Here is a 21,341-nt window from a genome sequence, read left to right on the forward strand (position 1 = left end):
TGTCAGGGACGGAGTCCCCGCCATGGCTCCGCGATGCAGCAGAGCTAATGTACATGGGTTGCCCGTTCAACCGCCTATTTCACACCCGACCGCGCCCCCTGCGCATGGCTGGTGTGAGCACCCCCGATGAGTGCCATTAACACCTACTTTACCCCTACCTTTATGTCATTGATAAAGCTCAATTTTTAGAGCGGGGATTAATCCCTATATTATACCTAGGATTATTGGAGAAATAATATTTCACCTCGACATCACGTGAAAGCAGGATCAAATCTCCCTCATTCCGCAAGTGCGGTAAGGGTGGAGCATCACGATGGCGTTGCGTGGATTTCCGGTGACGCTGCCTTTGGAAGGGCAGAAGGTTCTGGTGGTTGGCGGGGGCGAACTGGCGCTGCGCAAGGCGCGGCTGGTTGCCAAGGCCGGCTGCCGCCTGACCATCGTCGCCGCCGACATCCATCCCGATCTGGCCAAGCTGGCCGATGTGGTTATTGCCCGTGATTTCACACAAACGGATGTTGACGGCCATCGTGTAATCTTCGCGGCCAGCGATGTGGATGCAACCGATCGCGCCGTGGCCGAGGCCGCGCGTGCCGCCGGCATTCTGGTCAATGTGCCGGACCGGCCAGACCTGTCCAGCTTCATCATGCCGGCCATCATCGACCGCGAGCCGATCAGCATCGCCATTTCCAGCGGCGGGGCCAGCCCGGTGCTGGTCCGCCGGCTGCGGGAGCGGCTGGAGGCCGCACTGGAGCCCGGCCTGGGCAAGTTCGCCACCCTGCTGGACAGTTTCCGCACCAACGTGAAGGCCACCCGCGAGGGCGAAACCAACCGCCGCCGTTTCTGGGAAGCGGTGGTCGACGGTCCGGTGGCCCGCGATTTCCTGGCTGGCCGCGAACAGACGGCGCGGGAGCGCCTGCTGGCCGCCGTCAACAACCCCACCTATGGCCAGTCCAAGGCTGGCTCCGTGGCCCTGGTCGGGGCCGGGCCGGGCGATCCGGACCTGCTGACCCTGCGGGCGCTGCGCGTGCTTCAAGATGCCGACGTGGTCGTGCATGACAAGCTGGTGGATGAGCGGATCATGGATTATGTCCGCCGCGATGCCCGCCGCATCTATGTCGGCAAGTCCAAGTCCCACCATACGATGAGCCAGGAAGCCATCAACCAGCTGCTGGTGGCCGAGGCCAAGGCCGGCTATCGCGTGGCAAGGCTGAAGGGCGGCGACCCGTTCCTGTTCGGCCGGGGTGGCGAGGAGTTGCAGGTGCTGCGCGATGCCGACATCCCGGTGGAGGTGGTGCCCGGCATCACGGCGGCACTCGGCTGCGGCGCGTCCACCACCATTCCGGTCACCCATCGCGACCATGCCAATGGCGTCACCTTCGTCACCGGCCATGGCAAGGATGGAGAACCCGATCTGGACTGGCAGGCCTTGGCCCGCCTGCGCCACACGCTGGTCGTCTATATGGGCCTGACGGCGGCCGAGACCATCGCGCGCCGCCTGACCGAAGCCGGCATGCCGTCCGACACTCCCGCCGCCCTGATCGAAAAGGGCACGCGGCCGGACCAGAAGCTGATCACGGGCACGCTTGCCACCCTGGCGCCGCTGGCAGCGGCGCATGGGCTGGTGGGTCCGGCGATCATCATCATCGGCGATGTCGTCCGTCTGGCCGACCCCGCCCTTATCACCACGCTGGTGCCCCCGCATCTGCGTGAAGCCGTCTGACAGGGAAGTTTGCAGAGATGTTGGTCAAAGCCAAGGGAGCCCGGCAATCTGTCGCCGCCAGCCGTCTTCTGGATGGCGAAGCGGTGTGGCTGGGTGCCGGTAATGCCTGGGTCGAGCGCGTGGCGGAAGCCGCCGTGTTCGACGGGGCCGACGCCATCGCCGAGGCGCTTGCCTTCGCCAAGGCGGAGGAGAAGCGGCAGGTGGTTGTCGATGTCTATCCGCTGGACGTGGAAGTGACGGAAGAGGGCACGCGTCCCACCCATCTGCGCGAGCGGCTGAAGGGCATTGGCCCCACCGTGCGCCGCGACCTGGGCAAGCAGGCCGTCCAGGCCCCTGCCCGCTGATCCCCCGCTGAATTTTCAAGAGAACAGGCCCAGACCCCCAAATGCCTGATACGCAAATCTCCGCTTCCCGCTCCAATCAGCCCGCCGACGCGCATGCCGCCGTCTACCGCTATGACGAGTTCGACAAGACCTTCATCTTCGAGCGGGTGGAGCAGTTCCGCGCCCAGGTGGAACGCCGCATCAAGGGCGAGATCACGGAGGAGGAGTTCAAGCCGATCCGGCTGATGAACGGTCTCTATCTCCAGCTGCACGCCTATATGCTGCGCGTCGCCGTTCCCTACGGCATGCTGTCTTCCACCCAGGTCCGGCGTCTGGCCCGCATCGCGCGGGTCTATGACAAGGGCTACGGCCATTTCACCACCCGCCAGAACATCCAGTTCAACTGGCCCAAGCTGGAGGATGTGCCCGCCATCCTGCACGAGCTGGCGGAAGTGGACATGCATGCCATCCAGACCAGCGGCAATTGCATCCGCAACGTCACCACCGACCAGTTCTGCGGTGCGGCGGCGGATGAGCTGGTGGATCCCCGCGTCTATGCCGAGATCCTGCGCCAATGGTCGACGCTGCATCCGGAATTCACCTATCTGCCGCGCAAGTTCAAGATCGCCATCACCGGCAGCCCGAACGACCGCGCCGCCGTGCAGGTGCATGATATCGGCCTGATCGCGCTGAAGGACGAGAAGACGGGCCGCATCGGGTTCACCGTCTATGTCGGCGGTGGCCAGGGCCGTACGCCCTATCTGGCGGTGAAGGCGCGGGATTTCGTGCCGGTGGAAGAGATCATCGGTTATCTGGAAGCCATCCTGCGCGTCTATAACCAGCTGGGCCGCCGCGACAATATCTACAAGGCGCGCATCAAGATCACCGTCAACGAGATGGGTGCCGACAAGTTCATCGGCCTGATCGAAGAGGAATATGCCCGCCTGCCGCGGCAGAAATTCCATGTCGATCACGCCATCGTCGAAAGCATCCAGACCCATTTCGCCCCGCCCCCCTGGGTGGAGCTGCCGGCGGTGTCTGTCGGGTTCGAGGCCGCCAAGGCTGCCGACCCGGCCTTCGCCCGCTGGGCCAAAAGCAACCTGACGGACCACAAGACGCCGGGTTACGCCATCGCCACGATCAGCCTGAAGCCGATCGGCGGCATTCCGGGCGATGCGGAGGCGGAACAGCTGGAAACGGTGGCCGATCTGGCCGACCTGTACAGCTTCGGCGAAGTGCGCGTGACGCATGAGCAGAACCTGGTGCTGGCCCATGTCCGCCAGGACGATCTCTACGCGCTGTGGCAGGCGCTGGACAAGGCCGGCCTGGGCACGGCCAATGCCGGGCTGATTTCCGACATCATCGCCTGCCCCGGCCTGGATTACTGCGCCCTGGCCAATACCCGTGCCATTCCGGTGGCCCAGCGCATTTCCGAGCGTTTCGCCGATCTGGACCGGCAGCATGACCTGGGTGAGCTGAAGATCAAGATCAGCGGCTGCATCAATGCCTGCGGCCATCACCATGTCGGCCATATCGGCATCCTGGGCGTCGACAAGAAGGGCGAGGAACTGTTCCAGATCCTGCTGGGCGGCGATGCCGGCACCAACGCCGCGCTAGGCGAGATCGTGGGGCCGGGCTTCGACTATGACGGCATCATCGATGCGGTCGAAACCGTCGTGAACACCTTCGTCAAGCTGCGCCAGCCCGGCGAGATTTTCATCAAGACGCTGGCCCGCACCGGCCACGCCCCGTTCAAGGAGGCCCTCTATGCCCGTGCTTGATCGTGGTCTGCCCATCGACGACCGCTGGACCGACCTGTCCGATGATGCCGCCCTGCCTGCGGATGGCGCCATCATCGTCTCGCTGGAACGCTGGCGCAGTGAGCGTGACGCGTTGACGGCGCGACGCGACGCCGTCGGCGTGCGGCTGAAATCCAACCAACTGGCCACGGAAGTGGCGGATGATCTGGGTTCCCTGTCGCTGGTGGCACTGGAATTCCCCAAGTTCCGCGACGGCCGCGCCTTCTCCGCCGCCCGGGAACTGCGCGAGCGGTTCGATTACAAGGGCGAGATCAGGGCCTTCGGCCATATCATCCCCGACCAGTATTTGTTCCTGACCCGCGTGGGTGTGGATACGGTGGTGGTGCCCGAGGATCGTGTCGGTCCCGCCTGGGCCCATGCGCTGAAGGAAATCTCGGTCGCCTTCCAGCCGGCTTTGGGCCAGGAGGGCGGTACCTCCCTGCTGCGTCGCCATCTGAAAGGCACGGTCCCGGCATGACATCCGCGTTGCAGGCCCGGGCCCGCGAGCTGATGGCGCGGTACGGGCATCTGGAAGGGGTCGATCTTCTCCGCCCCCTGATCGAAACGGAATTCAACGGCCAGCTGGCGCTGGTTTCGTCCTTCGGCACGGAGAGTGCCATCCTGCTGCACCAGGTGGCGCAGATCGACAAGGACCTGCCCGTCCTGTTCGTCAATACCCGCAAGCTGTTCGGGGAGACCCTACGTTACCGCCGCATGCTGGTGGAAAAGCTGCGCCTGACGGGTGTGCGCGAACTGTCGCCGACCAAGGAGGCCGAGGACGAGCACGACAAGGACGGCATCCTCTGGCGTAGCGACAACACAGCCTGCTGCGATTTCCGCAAGGTGCGGGTGCTGGATGCGGGCCTGGCGCCGTTCGGCGCCTGGATCACCGGTCGCAAGCGTTACCAGGCCACGACGCGTATCGAGCTGCCCTTGTTCGAGGCGGCCGAGGGGCGCATCAAGATCAATCCGCTGGCCGGCTTCACCCGTGCCGATGTGGAAGCCTATCTGGACCGGCACGACTTGCCGCGTCATCCGCTGGAAGAGGACGGCTACCTCTCCATTGGTTGCATGCCCTGCACCGACCGCGTCGCCGCGGGCGAGGATATCAGAGCCGGCCGCTGGCGCGGTCAGGAAAAGACGGAATGCGGAATCCACCTGCCGCTTCCGCCCGCAACAAATCTGGTGGGAGCCTCCTGATGAGCAGCACCGATCAACATCTCGACCATCTCGACCAGCTGGAAGCCCAGAGCATCTATATCCTGCGCGAGGCGCGCGTGCGCCTGAAGCGTCTGGGCTTGCTCTGGTCGCTCGGCAAGGACAGCAACGTCCTGATCTGGCTGTGCCGCAAGGCCTTCATGGGCGAGCTGCCCTTCCCCGTGGCGCACCTGGATACCGGCCTGGAATTCCCGGAAAGCTACGAGTTCCGCAACCGGTACGCCCAGGAATGGGGCCTGAACCTGATCAAGGACGAATGTCCGCCGATCGAGATGACGGATCCGACCCTGCCGCCGGGCACGCGCATCGCGGCGCGCAAGTCGCTGGGTCTGGCCGCAGCGCTGGAGAAGTACCAGTTCGACGGGCTGATCACCGGCATCCGCCGCGACGAGCAGGCGACCCGTGCCAAGGAACGCATCTTCAGCCCGCGCGGGCTGGACGGCGCCTGGCAGGCCGCGCACCAGCCGCCGGAGTTCTGGGACCAGTACACGATCGAGCGCACGCCCGGCACCCATACCCGCGTGCACCCGCTGCTGGCCTGGACCGAGGTGGATGTCTGGCGCTATATCAAGCGGGAGGAAATCCCGCTGGTGCCGCTCTACTTCGCCAAGGATGGCAAGCGGTTCCGCTCGCTGGGCGAGATCGGCATCACCTTCCCGGTGGACAGCCATGCCGCCACCATCGACGAGATCATCGACGAGCTTGAAACCACCCGCACGCCAGAGCGCGCCGGCCGGTCCATGGACCATGAGGCCGAGGATGCGTTTGAACGGCTGCGTGCCAGTGGCTATCTCTAAAAGGCGGATGTAGAAGATCATGGCGAACGTTGCATTGCGGGCCGACATCTCTGCGGTCCCGGCGCCCCCCCTCACCCAAGGCCAAGCCGTGAAAAAGGCCCCTCTGGCCCCCTACCCCATTGTCATCGTCGGCCATGTCGACCATGGCAAGTCCACCCTGATCGGCCGCCTGCTGCACGATACCGACAGCCTGCCCGAAGGCCGCCTGGCGGAGCTGAAGAAGGTTTCCGAGCAGCGCGGGCTGCATATGGAATGGTCCTTCCTGCTGGACGCGCTGCAGGTCGAACGCGACCAGGGCATCACGCTGGATACCACCCGCATCTGGTTCAAGACGGAAAAGCGCCCCTACGTCATCATCGATGCGCCGGGCCACCGTGAATTCCTGCGCAACATGGTGACGGGTGCGGCCGCCGCCGACGCCGCCGTGCTGGTCACCGATGCCGAACGCGGCATCTCCGAACAGACGCGCCGCCACGCCTATCTGCTGTCGCTGCTGGGCGTGCGCAAGGTGATCGTGGCCGTCAACAAGATGGACCTGGTCGATCATGCCGAGGACGCCTGGAAGGGTGTGGCCGGCGATGTCAGCACCTATCTGGAAAAGCTGGGCATCCAGCCGCTCTATGTGATCCCGCTGTCGGCCCGCCATGGCGACAATATCGCCGGCCGGTCGGAGAAGATGGCCTGGTACCGTGGGCCGACCTTGCTGGAGGCGCTGGACCTGCTGGTCCCCGCCGCCCCGCGCACCGAAGCGGCCCTGCGCCTGCCCATCCAGGATGTCTACCGCAAGGGTGACACCCGCCTGGCCGTGGGCCGCATCGAGACGGGCCGCCTGAAGGTCGGCGACAAGGTGGATATCGCCCCCACGGGCCAGCCCGCCACGGTCGCCACCATCGATGCCGGCAAGGGTCCGGTCAAGGAAGCGCGCGCCGGCCAGTCGGTCGCCGTGTCCTTCATCGAGGATGCGGCCCTGTCGCGCGGTCAGCTGATCGCACCGGCCGGCCATATGCCGCATATCGCCACCACCATCCGCGTCCGCGCTTTCTGGCTGGACCCGGAGAGCCTGACGGCCGGCAGCCGCATCTCCCTGCGCCTCGCCACCGCCGAACATCCGGTGGTGGTGGAGAAGTTCGAGCGGCTGGTCGATGTGGAGAACCTGAGCGACAGCGAGGGTTCCGAGCTGGGCCAGGGTGGCATCGCGGAGATCGTGCTGCGCGCGTCGGCCCCCATCGCCTTCGACCCGACCGGTGAACTGCCGATCACCGGTCGCGCTGGCCTGGCGCGCGGTGGGCGCATTGTCGGCGGCTGTGTGGTGCTGGGTGCGGCGGCCAATGTCACCGTTGCCGGTCCGGTCACGGCCGTCAACAGCTCCGTCGACCGGGACGCGTTCGAGACGCGCAATGGCCATCGCGGCGGTGTGGTCTGGCTGACCGGCCTGTCGGGTGCCGGCAAGTCCACCCTGTCCATGGGTACGCAGCGCCGCCTTTTCGACGATGGCTGGCGCGTGACGGTGCTGGACGGCGACAATATGCGCAAGGGCCTGAACAAGGACCTGGGCTTCACACCAGCCGAGCGGTTGGAGAATGTCCGCCGTGTGGCCGAGGTGGCGAAGCTGATGGCCGAGACGGGCGCCGTGGTGCTGGTCAGCCTGATCTCCCCCACCGTGGAGCTGCGCGACCTGGCCCGCTCCATCATCGGCGACGGGTTCCATGAGGTGTGGGTGAAGGCGGATGTCACCACCTGTGCCGCCCGCGACCCCAAGGGTCTCTATGCGGCGGCCCAGGCCGGCAAGATCCAGCAGTTCACAGGCGTGTCCGCCCCGTTCGAGACACCCGTGAAGCCCGAACTGGTGCTGGATACGTCGGAGATGGACATCCCGACCAGCAACGAGCTGCTGGTTTCCCATATCCGCCGCCACTTCGCCTTGAGCCAGGCGGACGGGCACGCGGTCGGGATCTGATCGGGGTCGACCCAAAAAGGCCCGGCACCGGGAAAACCGGTGCCGGGCCTTTTTTTGCTGGTGTTCGCGAAAGGCGGGTTCCGGTCAGCCGGAAGCCCGCCCAACCACAGCGCAGGATCAGTCCTTGGCGCCGATCATTCCGGTCTTGGCGGCACTTTCCAGTGCCGCCGCCCCGCCGAATTTCTCGAACGTCGCCTTGGCCGCGGCATGGGACTGGCTGCTGTAATCCAGCGAATGGGCCTTCCAATTGTCGAAGGACTCAGCCCTTGCCCGGTTCGACCCGCTGAAATGCGGGGCCACGAAACGGGCATACAGCTCATAGGAGCGCTTGGTCTCCGTCCAGTCGGCCCAGTCATGGCACTGGTGCAGGAACACGCCGAAATCGCCCTGCTTGGCCTGAAGCTTCTTCAGCACGTCCACGGCATCGTCGGGCGTGCCGATGACGATATGGCCGGCCTCCAGCAGCACATCCACCGGATCGCGCCCCGCCATGTTGCCGAAGCGGCCGGGCGTGACGGTGCGGGCATAGTCCAGATATTTCTCCAGCCCGTGGCGGACATTCGCCCGCGCCTTCTCCCGCGTCTCCGCGATATGCATGGGGCCCATCAGGCGTAACCGGTCACGGTTCATGGTGCGGCCCTGTTCGGCCGCCACGTCGCAGGCATGCTTCCAGTTGACGTCCAGCACGTTGAAGCCGCCGGTGGCATCGGTGGCCGCCACGCACAGCATGGCCAGATCGTACTTGCCGGCCAGGCGCCCGCCCGACGGCGTGGCGGCACTGGCCACCGCGATCTCCGGACGGGGCTGGGTATAGGGTAGCAGATGCGCGCGCGCCTCCACCAACTCGTACCAGTCGGTCTTCTCCGTCACCACCTGCCCGTCCAGCAGGCGCAGGATGACGTCCAAAGCCTGGGCCATGCGGTCGCGCTGCGTCTTGGGGTCGATGGCCAGCATGCGGGCATCGGACACCAGCAGGCCGGGGCCGAAACCGAACATCACGCGGCCGCGCGACTGGTGGTCCAGCTGGATGATGCGGTTGGTGACCATCAGCGGATTGTGATAGGGCAGCGAGATCACGCCCGTGCCAAACTTGATGTGCCGGGTGCGCTCCACCGCGGCGGCGATGAACAGTTCCGGGGACGCGATGGTCTCATACCCGCCGGAATGATGCTCGCCGATCCAAGCCTCGTCATAACCCAGCCGGTCCAGCCATTCCATCAGCTCCATATCCCGGTGCATCAGGGCGTGCGCATCCTCGTCCACCGGATGCAGCGGCGCCAGGAAAACGCCGTGGCGCAGACGTGTCTTCGACATTCCAATCCTCCCGTGCCGGCGGTCGCTTGGATGGCCGCCGTCTCTCGACAAATCTAGAATATGGCAACCATTCCGTCCATCAAAACGCAGGTCGCGTGATGGCGGGCGGGGCGCATTTTATCTGCGCCCGCATGACCGCTTTTCATGCCGCCGGCCCGGCGATCACACCGCGGTCATGCAGGTCGGCCAACTGCCCGTCGCCCAGACCCAGCGCATCGGCCAGAACCTCGTCCGTGTGCTGGCCCAGAATGGGCCCGGCGGCCGGTGGAACCGGTTCGCAGGCCGAACTGTCGATGGGGCTGGCGGCGGTCAGCATGCGCCCGATGCCGGGATGATCGACGCGGGCGAACAGCGGGTTGGCGGGTGAACAGCGCGGGTCGTCGGTCAGCAATTGCTCGAAACTCTGGTAGGGGCCCCAGCAGGCCCGCGCCGCGTCCAGTTCCTTGCCGGCCTGTACAAGTGTGCGGGCGGAAAACCATGGGGCCAGCAGCCCGGCCACAGTGTCGCGCGCCCGGAACCGATCGCCCTCCAGCGACAAGTCCAGGCCGCGCGCGGTGCCCAGCGCCGCCATCACCTCCATGGTGCCGGTGGCGCGCAGCAGCGCCTGCCACTGCCCGGCACTGACGGCAGCCACCATCAGGCGGCGGCCATCGGACGTGGCGAAGTCGCAGCCGAAGGCCCCGAAAATATGGTTGCCGTGGCGCTCGCGGCCCTGTCCGTTGATCTCCACCTCCGCCAGCAACCCCATATCGGCGACTACGGCCAGGGCCACATCGGACAGCGCGATGCGCATGAGTTGGCCTGCCCCCTGCAGGCGGCGGTGGCGTTCGGCCGCCAGCAGGGCGGTGGCCGCCGTCTGGCCGCAGACGAAATCCCAGGCCGGCAGCACATGGTTGACCGGTCCCCCCGCCGGTCCGGTGGCCAGCGGAAAGCCCACGGCGCAATTGACCGTGTAATCCAGGGCCGTGGACCCGTCGCGATTGCCCAGGATATTGACCATGATCAGGTCGGCACGGCGTTGCCGCAACCCGGTGAAATCCAGCCAGCCGGTGGCGGGGAAATTGGTGACGAACAGTCCCCGCCCCTCCCCCGGTGCGGTGATCAGGGCCTGGGCCAGTTCGCGCCCCTCCGGCCGCCTTATATCGATACGGACGGATTTCTTGCCCTTGTTCAGCCCGGCCCAATAGAGGCTGCGGCCGTCTTCCGTCACCGGCCAGCGATGCTGGTCGATGCCGCCTTCGATCGGGTCGATGCGGATCACCTCGGCCCCCAGCCGGGCCAGCGACCCGGTGGCGAACGGTCCGGCGATGAAGGCGGCGCATTCGGTGATGGTCAGGCCCGACAGGATGGCCATGGCTTGCGGCTCCCGATTCTTGGAATCCGTGCCATAAGGCGCCCGTCACCCGCGCGCGGGCAGCGGAGAATTGCGTATCGGGCCGGAGAATATTTCAGGGGCCGGGAACCGGGGGCCGGGCGATACTGGACCGTTACGAGGAGGCATGATGAGCGTCGATCCGGAAATCCAGGCCGCCCGTCTGTTGCAGGCGTCCCATGCCCCGCCCGGCTTCGACATCACGCGGCTAGATACGGTCGAGGCGCGCACCGGTCTGAACCGGCTGGCCATGGTGTTCAGCGATCCCGGCGCGGTCGTGGACCGGGTGGAGACGCTGAGCGTCCCCGGCCCCGGCGGGCCGATCCGGGTGCGGCTCTATCACCCGGTGCCGGAAGCGGCGGGGGTGATCCTGTTCGTGCATGGCGGTGGGTGGTTTGCCTGCGACGTCGACACCCATGACCCGATCATGCGCCGGCTAGCGCTGGCAAGCGGGCGAGTGGTGATCGGGTTCGATTACCGGCTGGCACCGGAACATCCGTTCCCGGCGGCTTTGGAGGATGTGAAGGCGATCTGGGACTGGGCCCTGGAACTGGGCATGGGCGTGCCGGCCCTGGCCGGGGACAGTGCCGGGGCCAATCTGGTCCTGGCGCTGATGCTGTCCGAGCGTGATGTCGGACGGGTGCTGCCCCCGGCGGCGGCCCTGGCCTATGGCTGCTATACGCCCGACCTCGACACGAGCTCCCAGCGCCGGTTCGGGGATGGCAGCTACGGCCTGTCGACCGTGCGTATGGCATGGTACTGGCGCCGGTATCTGGGCGCGCTGAGCGATGCGCCGCCGGTGCTGGCGGCACCGCTGGGCGCCGATTTGCGCTGTTTGCCGCCGTGCTTTCTCGGCATCGCCGAATGCGACGTGCTGGCCGATGAAAACCGGATGATGGCGGAACGGATGCGGGAAGCGGGCGTGAAAGTCGAGACCGTCACCTGGCCCGGTGCCACACACGGGTTCCTGCAGATGACGGCGCATGCGGGGTTGGCGCGGAGGGCCATCCGGGATCTGGCGCGGGGATTACGGAACCCGGTCGCGTCGTAGGTCAGGTCGAGGCGTAAGCCGAGCCCTGACAGGCCACGGTGCCCAAAGATGTCAGGGCTCGCTTCGCTCGACCTGACCTACGGCAAAGTACCGTTCAGCGCGGCTCCTTCGACCGGATGCGCACCGGGTCGCTGCCATAGGCGGCGTCGCGCATCCGGATAGCCTGGCGCACGCCATGCGCCTTCACATTCTCGCGCCAGGTCTTGCGGCCCGGCCCTTGCGACAGGTGGGCCTTGGCGTCGGCCTCGATGGCGAACTGGCGCAGGACGCGCGCACCGGACAGGTCCATGGCGGTGTTGACGATGCGTTTCTGCGCCGCCGCGATCTCCGGGTCGATCAGGGCGATGCGATGGGCCAGAGCATCCACCTCTGCATTCAGTTCGGCGGCGGGAACACTGTCCAGCACCATACCGATATGGGCGGCGTCCAGGCCGGTGATGCTGTCACCGGTCAGCAGCAGGCGTTTGGCCCATTGCGGACCGACATGGTAGAACCAGTAATTGACGGGTGGGGAGCCCAGGCCGCGCGTGCCGGGATGGCCGATGCGGGCATCGTCGGCGGCGATGATCAGGTCGCAGGCCAGCGCCAGTTCCGCCCCGCCGGCCAGGGCACGGCCCTGCACCTTGGCGATCACCGCCTTGTGGATGTCCGGGATGATGTGCATCTGGCCCATCTTGCGGGTCATGGTCCAGACATCGTCATCGAAGCTGCCCATGCGGGAGCGATAGGTGGCGGTGGCGTCCTGCTGGTTGTCGGGGTTGTAGCCGTAGCCCAGGTCGTAACCGGCGCAGAAATCATCCCCGGCCCCTTGCAGCACGATGACATGCACGTCGGTGCGGTCATCGGCCTCCAGCATGGCGTCATGGATTTCCCTAATCAGTTCCGGCGACAGCGCGTTGCGCTTTTCCGGCCGGTTCAGCGTGATATAGGCGACGCGGTCGCGGACCTCGAAATTGATAAAATCCTGGGTCTTCAGCCATTTGGCCATGATGCTTCCTCCTTGAGATATCGGCTCACCGCCGGACGATCAGCGCGTCCACGGCGATGGTGCGGCCGGGGCCGCAGATGATGGGATTGACGTCGATCTCCGCGATCCGGTCCGACAGGTCGGATGCCAGTTCCGACAGGGCCACGATGATACCGGCCAGATTGTCGATATCCGCCCCCGGCCGGCCGCGGAACCCGTGCAGCAGGGCGGCCCCCTTCAGCCTTCCCAGCATGTCCAACGCCTGCGCATGGTTTACGGGCGCCAGTTCCGACGCGCTGTCTCGCAGCAATTCGACCATGATACCGCCCAGACCCACCACGACCATGGGGCCGAAGGTGGGGTCCAGCTGGCTGCCCACCACGATCTCCAGACCCGGCGCGATCATCGGCTGCACCAGGATGCCGGCGATGCGCGGCTTGGGCTCCACCCGCCCGGTGGCTTCCATGATGGCGGCGAAGGCTGCACGCACGGCGGTACCGTCGCGCAGGTCCAGGCGGACCACCCCGGCCTCCGTCTTGTGCGCGATGTCCGGCGTTTCCAGCTTCAGCACCACCGGATAGCCCAGGGTGTCGGCGGCCGCGACGGCCTCCTCCGCCGTTTGCACGACATGGTCGCTGGCGACGGGGATGCCATAGGCGGCCAGAACCTCTTTGGCCTGCCGTTCCGTCAGCCGGTCGCCGGCCCCCTCCAGCAGGGCACGGGCCGTGGCGGCGGCCGGGTTGGGCGCACCACCCCGCGCACGCGGCGCCGGGCCGGTGATCCGCCGTTCGCGCTCCAGCCAGCCGGCCAGGGTGCGGTAGGCACCGGATGTGGAGCGGAACAATGCCACATGCGGGTCGCGCTCCGCCTCTGCCGCCCCCGGCCCATGCTTCCATTCCGACATCCAGGACAGGCACAAAGGCTTCCCGGCCTTGGCCGCCAGACCGGAGAACAGGGCGACATTGTTGGGCGTGCCCGGATCGCTGATGCTGGGCGCCATGACCAGTACCGCACCATAGCCGGGATCGGCCAGCAGCGCCTCCAGACAGGCGCCGTATGAGGCAGGGTTGGTCGCCACCTGGGCGGTAATGTCGCACGGGTTGGACGGATTGCCGAAATCCGGGACATTGGCGTTCAGCACGGCTTGTGTCGCTGGCCCCGGTTTGGGCATGGGCACGCCGGCCGCTTCCGCCTTGTCGAGCGTGATGACGCAGGCCCCGCCCGAGGCCGCCACAGCCGCCACGCCCATGGCCCTGGGCCGCCCGGCCTTGGCCAGGAAGGCGGCGGTTTCATACACATCCTCGATATTGTCGACCCTGACGATGCCCAGGCGGCGATAGGCCGCCTCATACGCCGCATTGGCCCCGGCCAGGGTGCCGGTGTGCGACAGGGCGGCCTTGGCGGCGGCCGTGCCGGTGGCGATCTTGTACATGACGATGGGCTTGTCGGCGGCCAGCGCCCGTTCGGCCGCCTGCAGCAGCCGTTGCCCGTTCTTCAGCCCCTCGGCGATGCAGGTGATGACGGCGCAAGCCGGATCGTCGGCCAGATAGGAGACATAGTCGCAGACATCGACATCGCAGCTGTTGCCCGCCGCCATGAAATGGCTGTAGGACCCACCGCGTTCCGCCACCTGCGCCAGCGCCTGACCCAGCCCGCCCGACTGGCTGACGATGGCCACCGGTCCCGTGGCCGGGCGGCGGGCGCCATAGCCGGAGGCAAAGGACAGGCCGGCGCGGCTGACATTGTTGATCAGGCCGATGCAGTTGGGCCCGACGATGCGCAGTTGCGACCCGCGCGCGATGGCGGCGAGACGGTTCTGCAGGGCGATGCGGTCGGCCAAGCCGGTCTCCGCGAAGCCGGAGGCGTAGATGACGCAGCCGCCGACACCTAAGGCAGCGCATTCCTCCACCAGTGGCAGCACGGCATCGACCGGTACCGCCAGCACGGCGCAGTCGGGCACTTCCGGCAATGCTGTCAGGCCGGAGAAACAGGGGATGCCGTAGAGCTCCGCCGCATTCGGGTTCACGCCCCAGGTACGGCCGGTGAAGCCGGACAGATTCGCCGCCGTCCGGGCGCCGAAGGATTTCTCGTTGCGCGACAGGCCGACAATGGCCACCGACGCCGGATCGATCAGGCGGCGCAGGTCGGCATGGGTATAGACGGGACGGGACAAGGGGGTCTCCCTGAACTTTGCTTGACGGAAATGTGTCCGGTTGGGACTTCTTTGAAACTCTTGGGCACTTTCGCCACCAATCTCACTACCGTCACCCCGGGCGAAGGCCGGGGCCCAGATCGTAGAGCGAAGCGCTTGTCACTTGGGCCCCTGCCTTCGCCGGGGTGACGGTAGAGATTGATGAAACCCGCACAGCACAGACTGTCGTGGTGAAGGCGTGAAAAGCAGCCTGCTACCGCCGGCTCGTCGGGATCCGGTTGAAGGGCACGTCCTTGTCCGCCCGCATCTCACCCGGCATCTTCAGGACGCGTTCGGCGATGATGTTGCGCAGGATCTCGTCCGTGCCGCCGGCGATGCGCTTGCCGGGCGCGTAAAGCAGTGCCTCCTGGAACCAGGCGTTCAGGGGTGCGACATCCGGGTCCATCACTGCACCCGACTGTCCCAGCAGCTCGATCCCGAAGGCGGCGATCTCCTGCAATTTGGTGGCGCTGACCAGCTTGCCGATGGAATTCTCCGGCCCCGGCGCCCGGCCGCGGGAGAAGGCGGTCTGGGTGCGCAGGCGGGTATATTTCAGCCCCTCGGACTGCACATACCAGCGGGCGATCCGTTCCCGCACCGCCGGGTCGTCCAGGGCCGGACGGCCGTCGATGGTGAGGGTACGGGCCAGCGCCATAATATCCTCCACATCCGGGCCTTCCGCCTTGCCCACCGTGAAACGTTCATTGGCCAGCATGGTCAATGCCACCTTCCAGCCTTCGCCCACCCCACCCAGCCGGTGATGGTCGGGAATGCGGACATCGGTCAGGAACACTTCGCAGAAATTGGCGGTACCGGAGATCTGCTTCAGGCGGCGGATTTCGATGCCGGGTGCCGCCATGTCCAGGATGAAGAAGGTCAGGCCGGCATGTTTGGGCAGGGTCGGGTCGGTGCGGGCCACCAGCATGCCGTATTGGGAGAAATGGGCGTTGGAGGTCCAGACCTTCTGCCCGTTGATCACCCAATCATCACCGTCGCGCACCGCACGGGTGCGCAGGCCGGCCAGGTCCGACCCGGCGGACGGTTCGGAGAAAAGCTGGCACCACACCTCCTCCCCATAGAGCGCCGGGCGGGCATAGCGGTCGATCAGGGCGTCGCTGCCATGGGCCATGATGGTGGGCAGGGCCATGCCCACGCCCTGGTTGAACACGCTGGGGGGCACGACATAGCGCTCCTCCTCCGCCGCGAAGATGGCGGCCTGCATCTGCGTGCCGTCGCGCCCGCCATGTTTCTTCGGCCAATGGATACCGGCGAACCCGGCCGCCGCCTTGGTGGCCTGCCATTCTTTCGACCGCCGGACATCATCGTCGTTCAACTCGCGCGAGCGGTAGGTGCGGGCCTCGGCCGATTTTCGCGGCGCATGGGCGTCCAGGAAGGCACGCACCTCCGCCCGGAATTCGGCCTCGTCTGTTGTATCGTTGAAATCCATCGCCTCGCCTCACGCCGCCAGCTGGTCGAACAGGCGGTCGCGCCAATGCCGCGCCCCACCGATGATGCCGGCCAGCGTCGCCGACCGGCGGTAATGCAGGTGGCAATCCGCCTCCCAGGTGAAGCCCATGCCGCCATGGGTCTGGATATTCTCGCGTGCCGCCAGCTGGTACGCGTCGATGGCGGCGATGCGGGCAGCGGCCGCCGCGCGCGGCAGTTCCACCGCATCCTCATGCAGGGCCCAGGCGCCGAAATAGGCGTTGGACCGGGCCAGCTCCACCGCGACATAGATATCGGCCAGTTTGTGCTTGATCGCCTGCATCGACGCGATGGGCCGGCCGAAGGCGAACCGGTCCATTGCGAAAGATGTCGCCATCTCCAGCGCCGCCCGACCACCCCCCACCTGTTCGAAGGCGAACAGCACGGCGGCCCGGTCCAGCAGCCGGGCGATGGCGGGCCAGCCCACGGCACCCGACAGGGGTTCGGCCGGTACGCCGTAGAATTCCACGCCCCAGGCCCCATGCGCCAGATCCAGCGTGCGCAGCGGCCGACGTTCGATGCCGGGGGCGGTGGGGTCGACCAGATACAGCCCAATCTGACCCGTTTCATTCCGTGCGGCGACCACCAGCAGGCCGGCACCGTCCAGGTCATAGACAGGGGTCTTGGCACCCGACAGGCTTCCACCCGCCACCTGTGCCCTGACGCCGGTGGCGGTAGGCTCCCCCACCCCTTCGGCAAGCGCGAAGGCGCCGGTCACCGAACCGTCGGCCAGACGCGGCAGCCACTTTGCCTTCTGCGCCTCATCGCCAAAGGCCAGCAGCGCCTCGGCCACCAGATAGAGGGTGGAGGCGAAGGGGACGGGCGGCAGGAAGGCCCCCACCTCCTCCGCCAGCATGCACAAGGCTTCGTGCCCCAGGCCGGAACCGCCATTTTCCTCGGGGATGGTCAGGCCCAGCCAGCCCATCTCCGCCATTTCGGCCCAGAGCTTCCGGTCAGTTGCCGGCCCGGCTTCCAGGAACTGGCGCACCGTGCCGACGGGCAGCCGGTCGGCCAGGAAGCCCTGCACCTCCCGCCGCATCGCCGTCACATCGTCGGAGAAATCGAAATTCATGCGCCCTCACCATCCGCTGGCAATGTTGCGCCAGAGCTTGGGCCAATGCCGCCGCGCGGCAAGCCAGTTTTCCGGAACCAGCATGACCAAGGCTCATCCCCACCGGGGTGCTATTTTTTGGAATGCGGCGATGAAGCGTAGTCATTTCCGACTACGGAGAAGGCCATAAAATCCATATGGATCAATTGATTGACGATTTTTCATGGGCGATCGCCGGCACCATCGCCGGGGCTTGCCCAGGGCGGGTGCCGGGGCCTATTCGTGGATCGGACGGCGACGATCCCGCCCGGAGGAAACCCCCACATGCATTATCCCGAACTGAAGCTGTTCATCGGCGGCCAGTGGCGCGGCACGGCGCGGGGCGAACCCGTGATCAACCCGGCCGATGGCTCGATCCTGGCCACCCTGCCCCATGCCGGGCGGCAGGATTTGGACGATGCGCTGGCGGCGGCGGAGAAGGGGTTCCGTCTCTGGCGCGCCACCGACCCGGCGGAGCGCGAACAGGTGCTGCAACGTGCTGCCGCCAACCTGCTGGCGCGGCGGGAGGAGATTGCCGTGTCCCTGGTGCTGGACCAGGGCAAGACCATCAAGGAGGCGCGCAACGAGGTGCGGGTGGCCCATGACCGTATCCTGTGGGATGCGGGGGAGGCGCGGCGGCTTTATGGCCGTATCGTCCCGGCGGCCCCCGGCATGCGCAAGATGGTGACGCGTCATCCGCTGGGCGTGGTGGCGGCCTTCACCCCCTGGAATTATCCGCTGGCGTCGCCCACCCGCAAGGTGGCGGGTGCCTTGGCCGCCGGCTGTTCCATCATCCTGAAGGGGGCGGAGGAAACGCCGGCCGGTGCCATCGCCCTGGTCCGTGCCTTTCAGGAAGCGGGCGTGCCCGACGGGGTGGTCAATCTGGTGTTCGGCAAGCCGGCCGACATCTCATCCCACCTGATCGCGCAGTCGGGCGTGCGGCTGGTCACCTTCACCGGGTCGGTGCCGGTGGGCAAGCATCTGGCTTCTTTGTGCGGCCAGCATATGAAGCCGGCCATCATGGAACTGGGCGGCAATTCCCCCGTCATCGTCTGGGACGATGTGGATGCGGAGCTGGTGGGCACCCTGTCGGCCCGCGCCAAGGCCCGCAATGCCGGCCAGGTCTGCGTCGCCCCCACCCGCTTCTTCGTGCATGAACGGGTCTATGATCAGTTCGTGGACAGTTTGGGGGCGGCGGCGGAAGCGCTGAAGATCGGTACCGGCCTTGACCCGGCGCTGGAGATGGGGCCGCTGGCCAATGAACGACGGCTGTCGGCGATGCAGGCGCTGACGGCGGATGCCGTTGGCCGTGGCGCCCGGCTGGTGGCCGGCGGGCGGCGAATGGGCGACCGGGGTTTCCAGTTCCCGCTGACCGTGCTGGCCGACATGCCGGCCGATGCACGGGCGATGGTGGAGGAACCGTTCGGCCCCATGGCGCTGGTCAGCCGCGTGACCAGCCTGGACGAGGCCATCGCGCGGGCCAATGCTCTGGAATTCGGCCTGGCCGCCTATGCCTTCACCGACCGGGCCAGCGTGGCGACCAGACTGTCGGAGGAGATCGAGAGCGGCAGCCTGGCCATCAACCATTTCAACTCCACCTACCCCGACATGCCGTTCGGCGGCGTGAAGGATAGCGGCTATGGCCGCGAGGGCGGGGCGGAGGGGCTGGAGGGCTACACGTTCCTGAAGTCGGTGATGCAGCAGGCGAAACCGTAGGTCAGGTCGAGGCGTGAGCCGAGCCCTGACAACGATGGATTGAAAGCCTTATCTGTCAGGGCTCGCTTTGCTCGACCTGACCTACGGGCGCCCCTAAAACCGCGCCGCCCGCTTCTCCTTCAGCGCGGCAAAACCTTCCGCGAATTCCGGTCCCGTCAGGCAATCGGCCTGGGCCTGGGCTTCCGCCTCAAGGTCCAGCCCGCCCGGGCGCAGGCAGGCTTTCAGCCGGGCGAAGGCTGCCGGCGGCAGGGCCGCCAGCTTCTCAGCCATTTCCAAGCCAGCCTCCATCACACCACCCGCCGGCACCACCGCATCCGCCACGCCGGCGGCCAGGGCGTCGGCGGCCTTCAAGTTGGCCGTGTCCAGAAACAGGCGGGTGGCCAGGGGCCGGCCGGCGCGCAGCGGCAGCGTGTCCATCAGGCCCCAGTCGGGAACCAGGCCCAGCTTCAGGAAGGGAAAGCCCAGCATCGCATCTTCCCCCATCACCACCCGGTCGGCCAACAAGGCCAGGCCGGCACCGGCACCGATGGCATAGCGTTCGACGGCGGCCACCACGGGCTTGGGGAAATGCCAGAGCTGTTCGACCAGGGCATGGCCGTCCCGCATGCGGGCCAGAGCCGCGGCATGGTCGATGCCCTCCAGACTGGTCAGATCACCACCGGCGCAGAACATGCCGCCAGCCCCGGCGATCATCAGGCAGCGCACGGCGGGGTTCGCCCCCGCTTCCGTCACCGCCACCCGCAGCGCGGTGCGCAGATCGGCGTCGATGGCGTTGCGCGCCGCCGGGCGGTTCAGGCACAGGCGGCGCACGCCCGGGCGGGGAGTGTCGATCAGCAGCGTTTCCATGGGTTCACTCCCCCCGCAGCGACAGGCCCAGCAGGGCGCGGCGGCGCAGCCAGGGACTGGGCCGGTAACGGGGGTCGCCGGTCACGGATAAGAGCCGTTCCAGGATCGCCAGCACCTTCGCCGGCCCCACCCTGTCACCCCATTCCAGCGGCCCCGACGGATAGCCCAGGCCCAGGCGCACGGCGGCGTCGATATCGGGGGGGACGGCGATCCCACGCTGGGCGATCTCGCAGCCAGTATTGACGATCATGGCCAGCACCCGCTGGCCGATGAAACCGGGACTGTCCTGGATGCGCGTCACCGCGCGGCCGGCCGCCGCCAGCCAACCATGGACCTTGTCCGCCAGCGCCGGATCGGTGGCGGGGCTGGCCATCAGCACCAGCCGGCCTGCCAGCCCGCCCAGCGGATCGATGCCCACCAGACGTCGCGCATCCAGCCCCGTGCGCACGGCCACCGCCGTCACATCCTCCCCCCAGGGCAGGGTGAACAGCACATCGGCACCGGCAGGATCATCGGCCAGCGTGGCGCCACCTGCCGCCAGCAGGGCGCGCAGGGCATCCACCCCCTCGCCATCCTGCACCCAGGCCGTCCCAGGCATGGCGGGCGGTGGCGGCGGTTCGGCCGGCTCCTGCTTCACGCCCTCGGGATAGGGGTAGAAGCCCCTGCCCGTCTTGCGGCCATAGAGTCCGGCGGCCAGGCGCGGCGGGATCAGGGTGGAGGGGCGGTAACGCGGTTCCTGCTGGAACTGCTCATAGATGGACTGCATCACCTTGCCGGACACGTCCAGCCCGGTCAGGTCCATCAGCTCGAACGGCCCCATGCGGAAACCCAGCGTGTCGCGCAGGGCGCGGTCGATATCGGCAACCGGCGCCACCCCTTCCTCCAGCAGCCGCAGTCCTTCCGTGTAAAGCGCGCGGCCGGCATGGTTGACCAGGAAGCCCGGCTGGTCGGCGGCACGCACAGCGCGGTGGCCGGTGCCGGTGACCAGGGACAGCAGCCGGTCGGTGACGGCAGGCGCCGTCAGCAGGCCGGGGATCACCTCCGCCAGCTTCATCAGGGGTACCGGATTGAAGAAATGCAGCCCGGCCACACGGGCAGGATGGCGGCAGCCGGCGGCGATGGCCGACACGGTGAGGGAGGAGGTGTTGCTGGCCAGCAGGCAATCCTCGGCGACGATCCCCTCCAGCGCCGCGAACAGGGCACGTTTGGCCTCCAGATCCTCGACAATGGCCTCCACCACGATTGTGCAGCCGGCGAGGTCTTCCAGTGCGGCCACCGCCGTCAGACGCCCGGCCGCCGCGCGCACGTCATCGGCGCTCATCGCCCCCTTGGTGGCCAGCTTGTCCAGCATGGACAGCACGAATTCCCGCGCCGCCCCCGCCGCCCCGTCGCGGCTGTCATGGAGGCGGACGGTATGGCCGGCCTGGGTGAACAGCTGGGCGATGCCGCGGCCCATGATGCCGGCGCCAACGACGCCGATGATCTCGCTGGCCAT

At 67.0% G+C, this 21,341-nt stretch carries 17 protein-coding genes; 9 read left to right on the forward strand and 8 right to left on the reverse strand.

Annotated features, from left to right (window positions below):
* The first annotated feature begins 313 nt into the window (after positions 1-313).
* The 7 genes from cysG (at position 314) to cysC (ending at position 7,814) form a co-directional block, all read left to right on the forward strand.
* Positions 314-1,720: a siroheme synthase CysG gene (gene cysG, locus ACM9HJ_RS01570; RefSeq protein ID WP_416569912.1), complete on the forward strand. Its 1,407-nt coding sequence runs from the start codon at positions 314-316 to the stop codon at positions 1,718-1,720.
* Positions 1,721-1,737: 17 nt separating this feature from the next.
* The gene (locus ACM9HJ_RS01575) at positions 1,738-2,064 is read left to right on the forward strand and encodes a DUF2849 domain-containing protein (RefSeq protein WP_416569913.1); all 327 of its coding nucleotides are present in this window, start codon (positions 1,738-1,740) and stop codon (positions 2,062-2,064) included.
* Positions 2,065-2,105: 41 nt separating this feature from the next.
* Positions 2,106-3,824, forward strand: coding sequence for a nitrite/sulfite reductase (locus ACM9HJ_RS01580; RefSeq protein ID WP_416569914.1), 1,719 nt, complete (start codon positions 2,106-2,108; stop codon positions 3,822-3,824).
* Positions 3,811-4,320 carry a DUF934 domain-containing protein gene (locus ACM9HJ_RS01585; RefSeq protein ID WP_416569915.1) on the forward strand — a complete coding sequence of 170 codons (510 nt, stop codon included), beginning with the start codon at positions 3,811-3,813 and terminating at the stop codon, positions 4,318-4,320. Before ACM9HJ_RS01580 ends, ACM9HJ_RS01585 begins: the two co-directional genes overlap by 14 nt.
* Positions 4,317-5,042 (forward strand): phosphoadenylyl-sulfate reductase, encoded by a 726-nt coding sequence (locus tag ACM9HJ_RS01590; protein ID WP_416569916.1) that lies wholly within the window; start codon positions 4,317-4,319, stop codon positions 5,040-5,042. Before ACM9HJ_RS01585 ends, ACM9HJ_RS01590 begins: the two co-directional genes overlap by 4 nt.
* The gene (cysD, locus tag ACM9HJ_RS01595; protein ID WP_416569917.1) at positions 5,042-5,857 is read left to right on the forward strand and encodes a sulfate adenylyltransferase subunit CysD; all 816 of its coding nucleotides are present in this window, start codon (positions 5,042-5,044) and stop codon (positions 5,855-5,857) included. Before ACM9HJ_RS01590 ends, cysD begins: the two co-directional genes overlap by 1 nt.
* An 88-nt stretch (positions 5,858-5,945) precedes the next feature.
* On the forward strand, positions 5,946-7,814 hold the full coding sequence (cysC, locus tag ACM9HJ_RS01600) for an adenylyl-sulfate kinase (protein WP_416569918.1): 1,869 nt from the start codon (positions 5,946-5,948) through the stop codon (positions 7,812-7,814).
* Positions 7,815-7,931: 117 nt separating this feature from the next.
* On the opposite strand, the gene ACM9HJ_RS01605 is transcribed toward cysC, so the two are convergent.
* Together ACM9HJ_RS01605 and ACM9HJ_RS01610 are read right to left on the reverse strand one after the other, a co-directional pair.
* A complete protein-coding gene (locus ACM9HJ_RS01605) occupies positions 7,932-9,128 on the reverse strand; it encodes an LLM class flavin-dependent oxidoreductase (protein ID WP_416569919.1) in 1,197 nt (398 codons plus the stop codon).
* A 142-nt stretch (positions 9,129-9,270) separates the two neighbouring features.
* Complete coding sequence (locus tag ACM9HJ_RS01610) at positions 9,271-10,482, reverse strand: CoA transferase (protein WP_416569920.1); 1,212 nt, start codon at positions 10,480-10,482, stop codon at positions 9,271-9,273.
* A 148-nt stretch (positions 10,483-10,630) separates the two neighbouring features.
* Between ACM9HJ_RS01610 and ACM9HJ_RS01615 the strand changes: the two genes are divergently transcribed.
* On the forward strand, positions 10,631-11,551 hold the full coding sequence (locus ACM9HJ_RS01615) for an alpha/beta hydrolase (RefSeq protein WP_416569921.1): 921 nt from the start codon (positions 10,631-10,633) through the stop codon (positions 11,549-11,551).
* 94 nt (positions 11,552-11,645) lie between these two features.
* Here ACM9HJ_RS01615 and ACM9HJ_RS01620 read toward each other — a convergent pair whose 3' ends face one another.
* From ACM9HJ_RS01620 to ACM9HJ_RS01635, 4 genes are all read right to left on the reverse strand, one after another.
* Positions 11,646-12,539 (reverse strand): crotonase/enoyl-CoA hydratase family protein, encoded by an 894-nt coding sequence (locus ACM9HJ_RS01620; protein WP_416569922.1) that lies wholly within the window; start codon positions 12,537-12,539, stop codon positions 11,646-11,648.
* A 25-nt stretch (positions 12,540-12,564) separates the two neighbouring features.
* The gene (locus ACM9HJ_RS01625; protein WP_416569923.1) at positions 12,565-14,691 is read right to left on the reverse strand and encodes an acetate--CoA ligase family protein; all 2,127 of its coding nucleotides are present in this window, start codon (positions 14,689-14,691) and stop codon (positions 12,565-12,567) included.
* Positions 14,692-14,923: 232 nt separating this feature from the next.
* Positions 14,924-16,156, reverse strand: coding sequence for an acyl-CoA dehydrogenase family protein (locus ACM9HJ_RS01630; protein ID WP_416569924.1), 1,233 nt, complete (start codon positions 16,154-16,156; stop codon positions 14,924-14,926).
* Positions 16,157-16,165: 9 nt separating this feature from the next.
* Positions 16,166-17,266 (reverse strand): acyl-CoA dehydrogenase family protein, encoded by a 1,101-nt coding sequence (locus ACM9HJ_RS01635; RefSeq protein WP_416569925.1) that lies wholly within the window; start codon positions 17,264-17,266, stop codon positions 16,166-16,168.
* Positions 17,267-17,569: 303 nt separating this feature from the next.
* Between ACM9HJ_RS01635 and ACM9HJ_RS01640 the strand changes: the two genes are divergently transcribed.
* Complete coding sequence (locus tag ACM9HJ_RS01640; RefSeq protein WP_416569926.1) at positions 17,570-19,000, forward strand: NAD-dependent succinate-semialdehyde dehydrogenase; 1,431 nt, start codon at positions 17,570-17,572, stop codon at positions 18,998-19,000.
* Between the two features lie 93 nt (positions 19,001-19,093).
* Here the strand turns inward: ACM9HJ_RS01640 and ACM9HJ_RS01645 are convergent, their stop codons facing one another.
* Positions 19,094-19,846 (reverse strand): enoyl-CoA hydratase/isomerase family protein, encoded by a 753-nt coding sequence (locus ACM9HJ_RS01645; RefSeq protein WP_416569927.1) that lies wholly within the window; start codon positions 19,844-19,846, stop codon positions 19,094-19,096.
* 4 nt (positions 19,847-19,850) lie between these two features.
* Complete coding sequence (locus ACM9HJ_RS01650) at positions 19,851-21,341, reverse strand: 3-hydroxyacyl-CoA dehydrogenase (RefSeq protein ID WP_416569928.1); 1,491 nt, start codon at positions 21,339-21,341, stop codon at positions 19,851-19,853.

The organism is Niveispirillum sp. KHB5.9, from assembly GCF_048066115.1.
In the GTDB taxonomy this organism is placed as follows: Bacteria; Pseudomonadota; Alphaproteobacteria; order Azospirillales; family Azospirillaceae; genus Niveispirillum.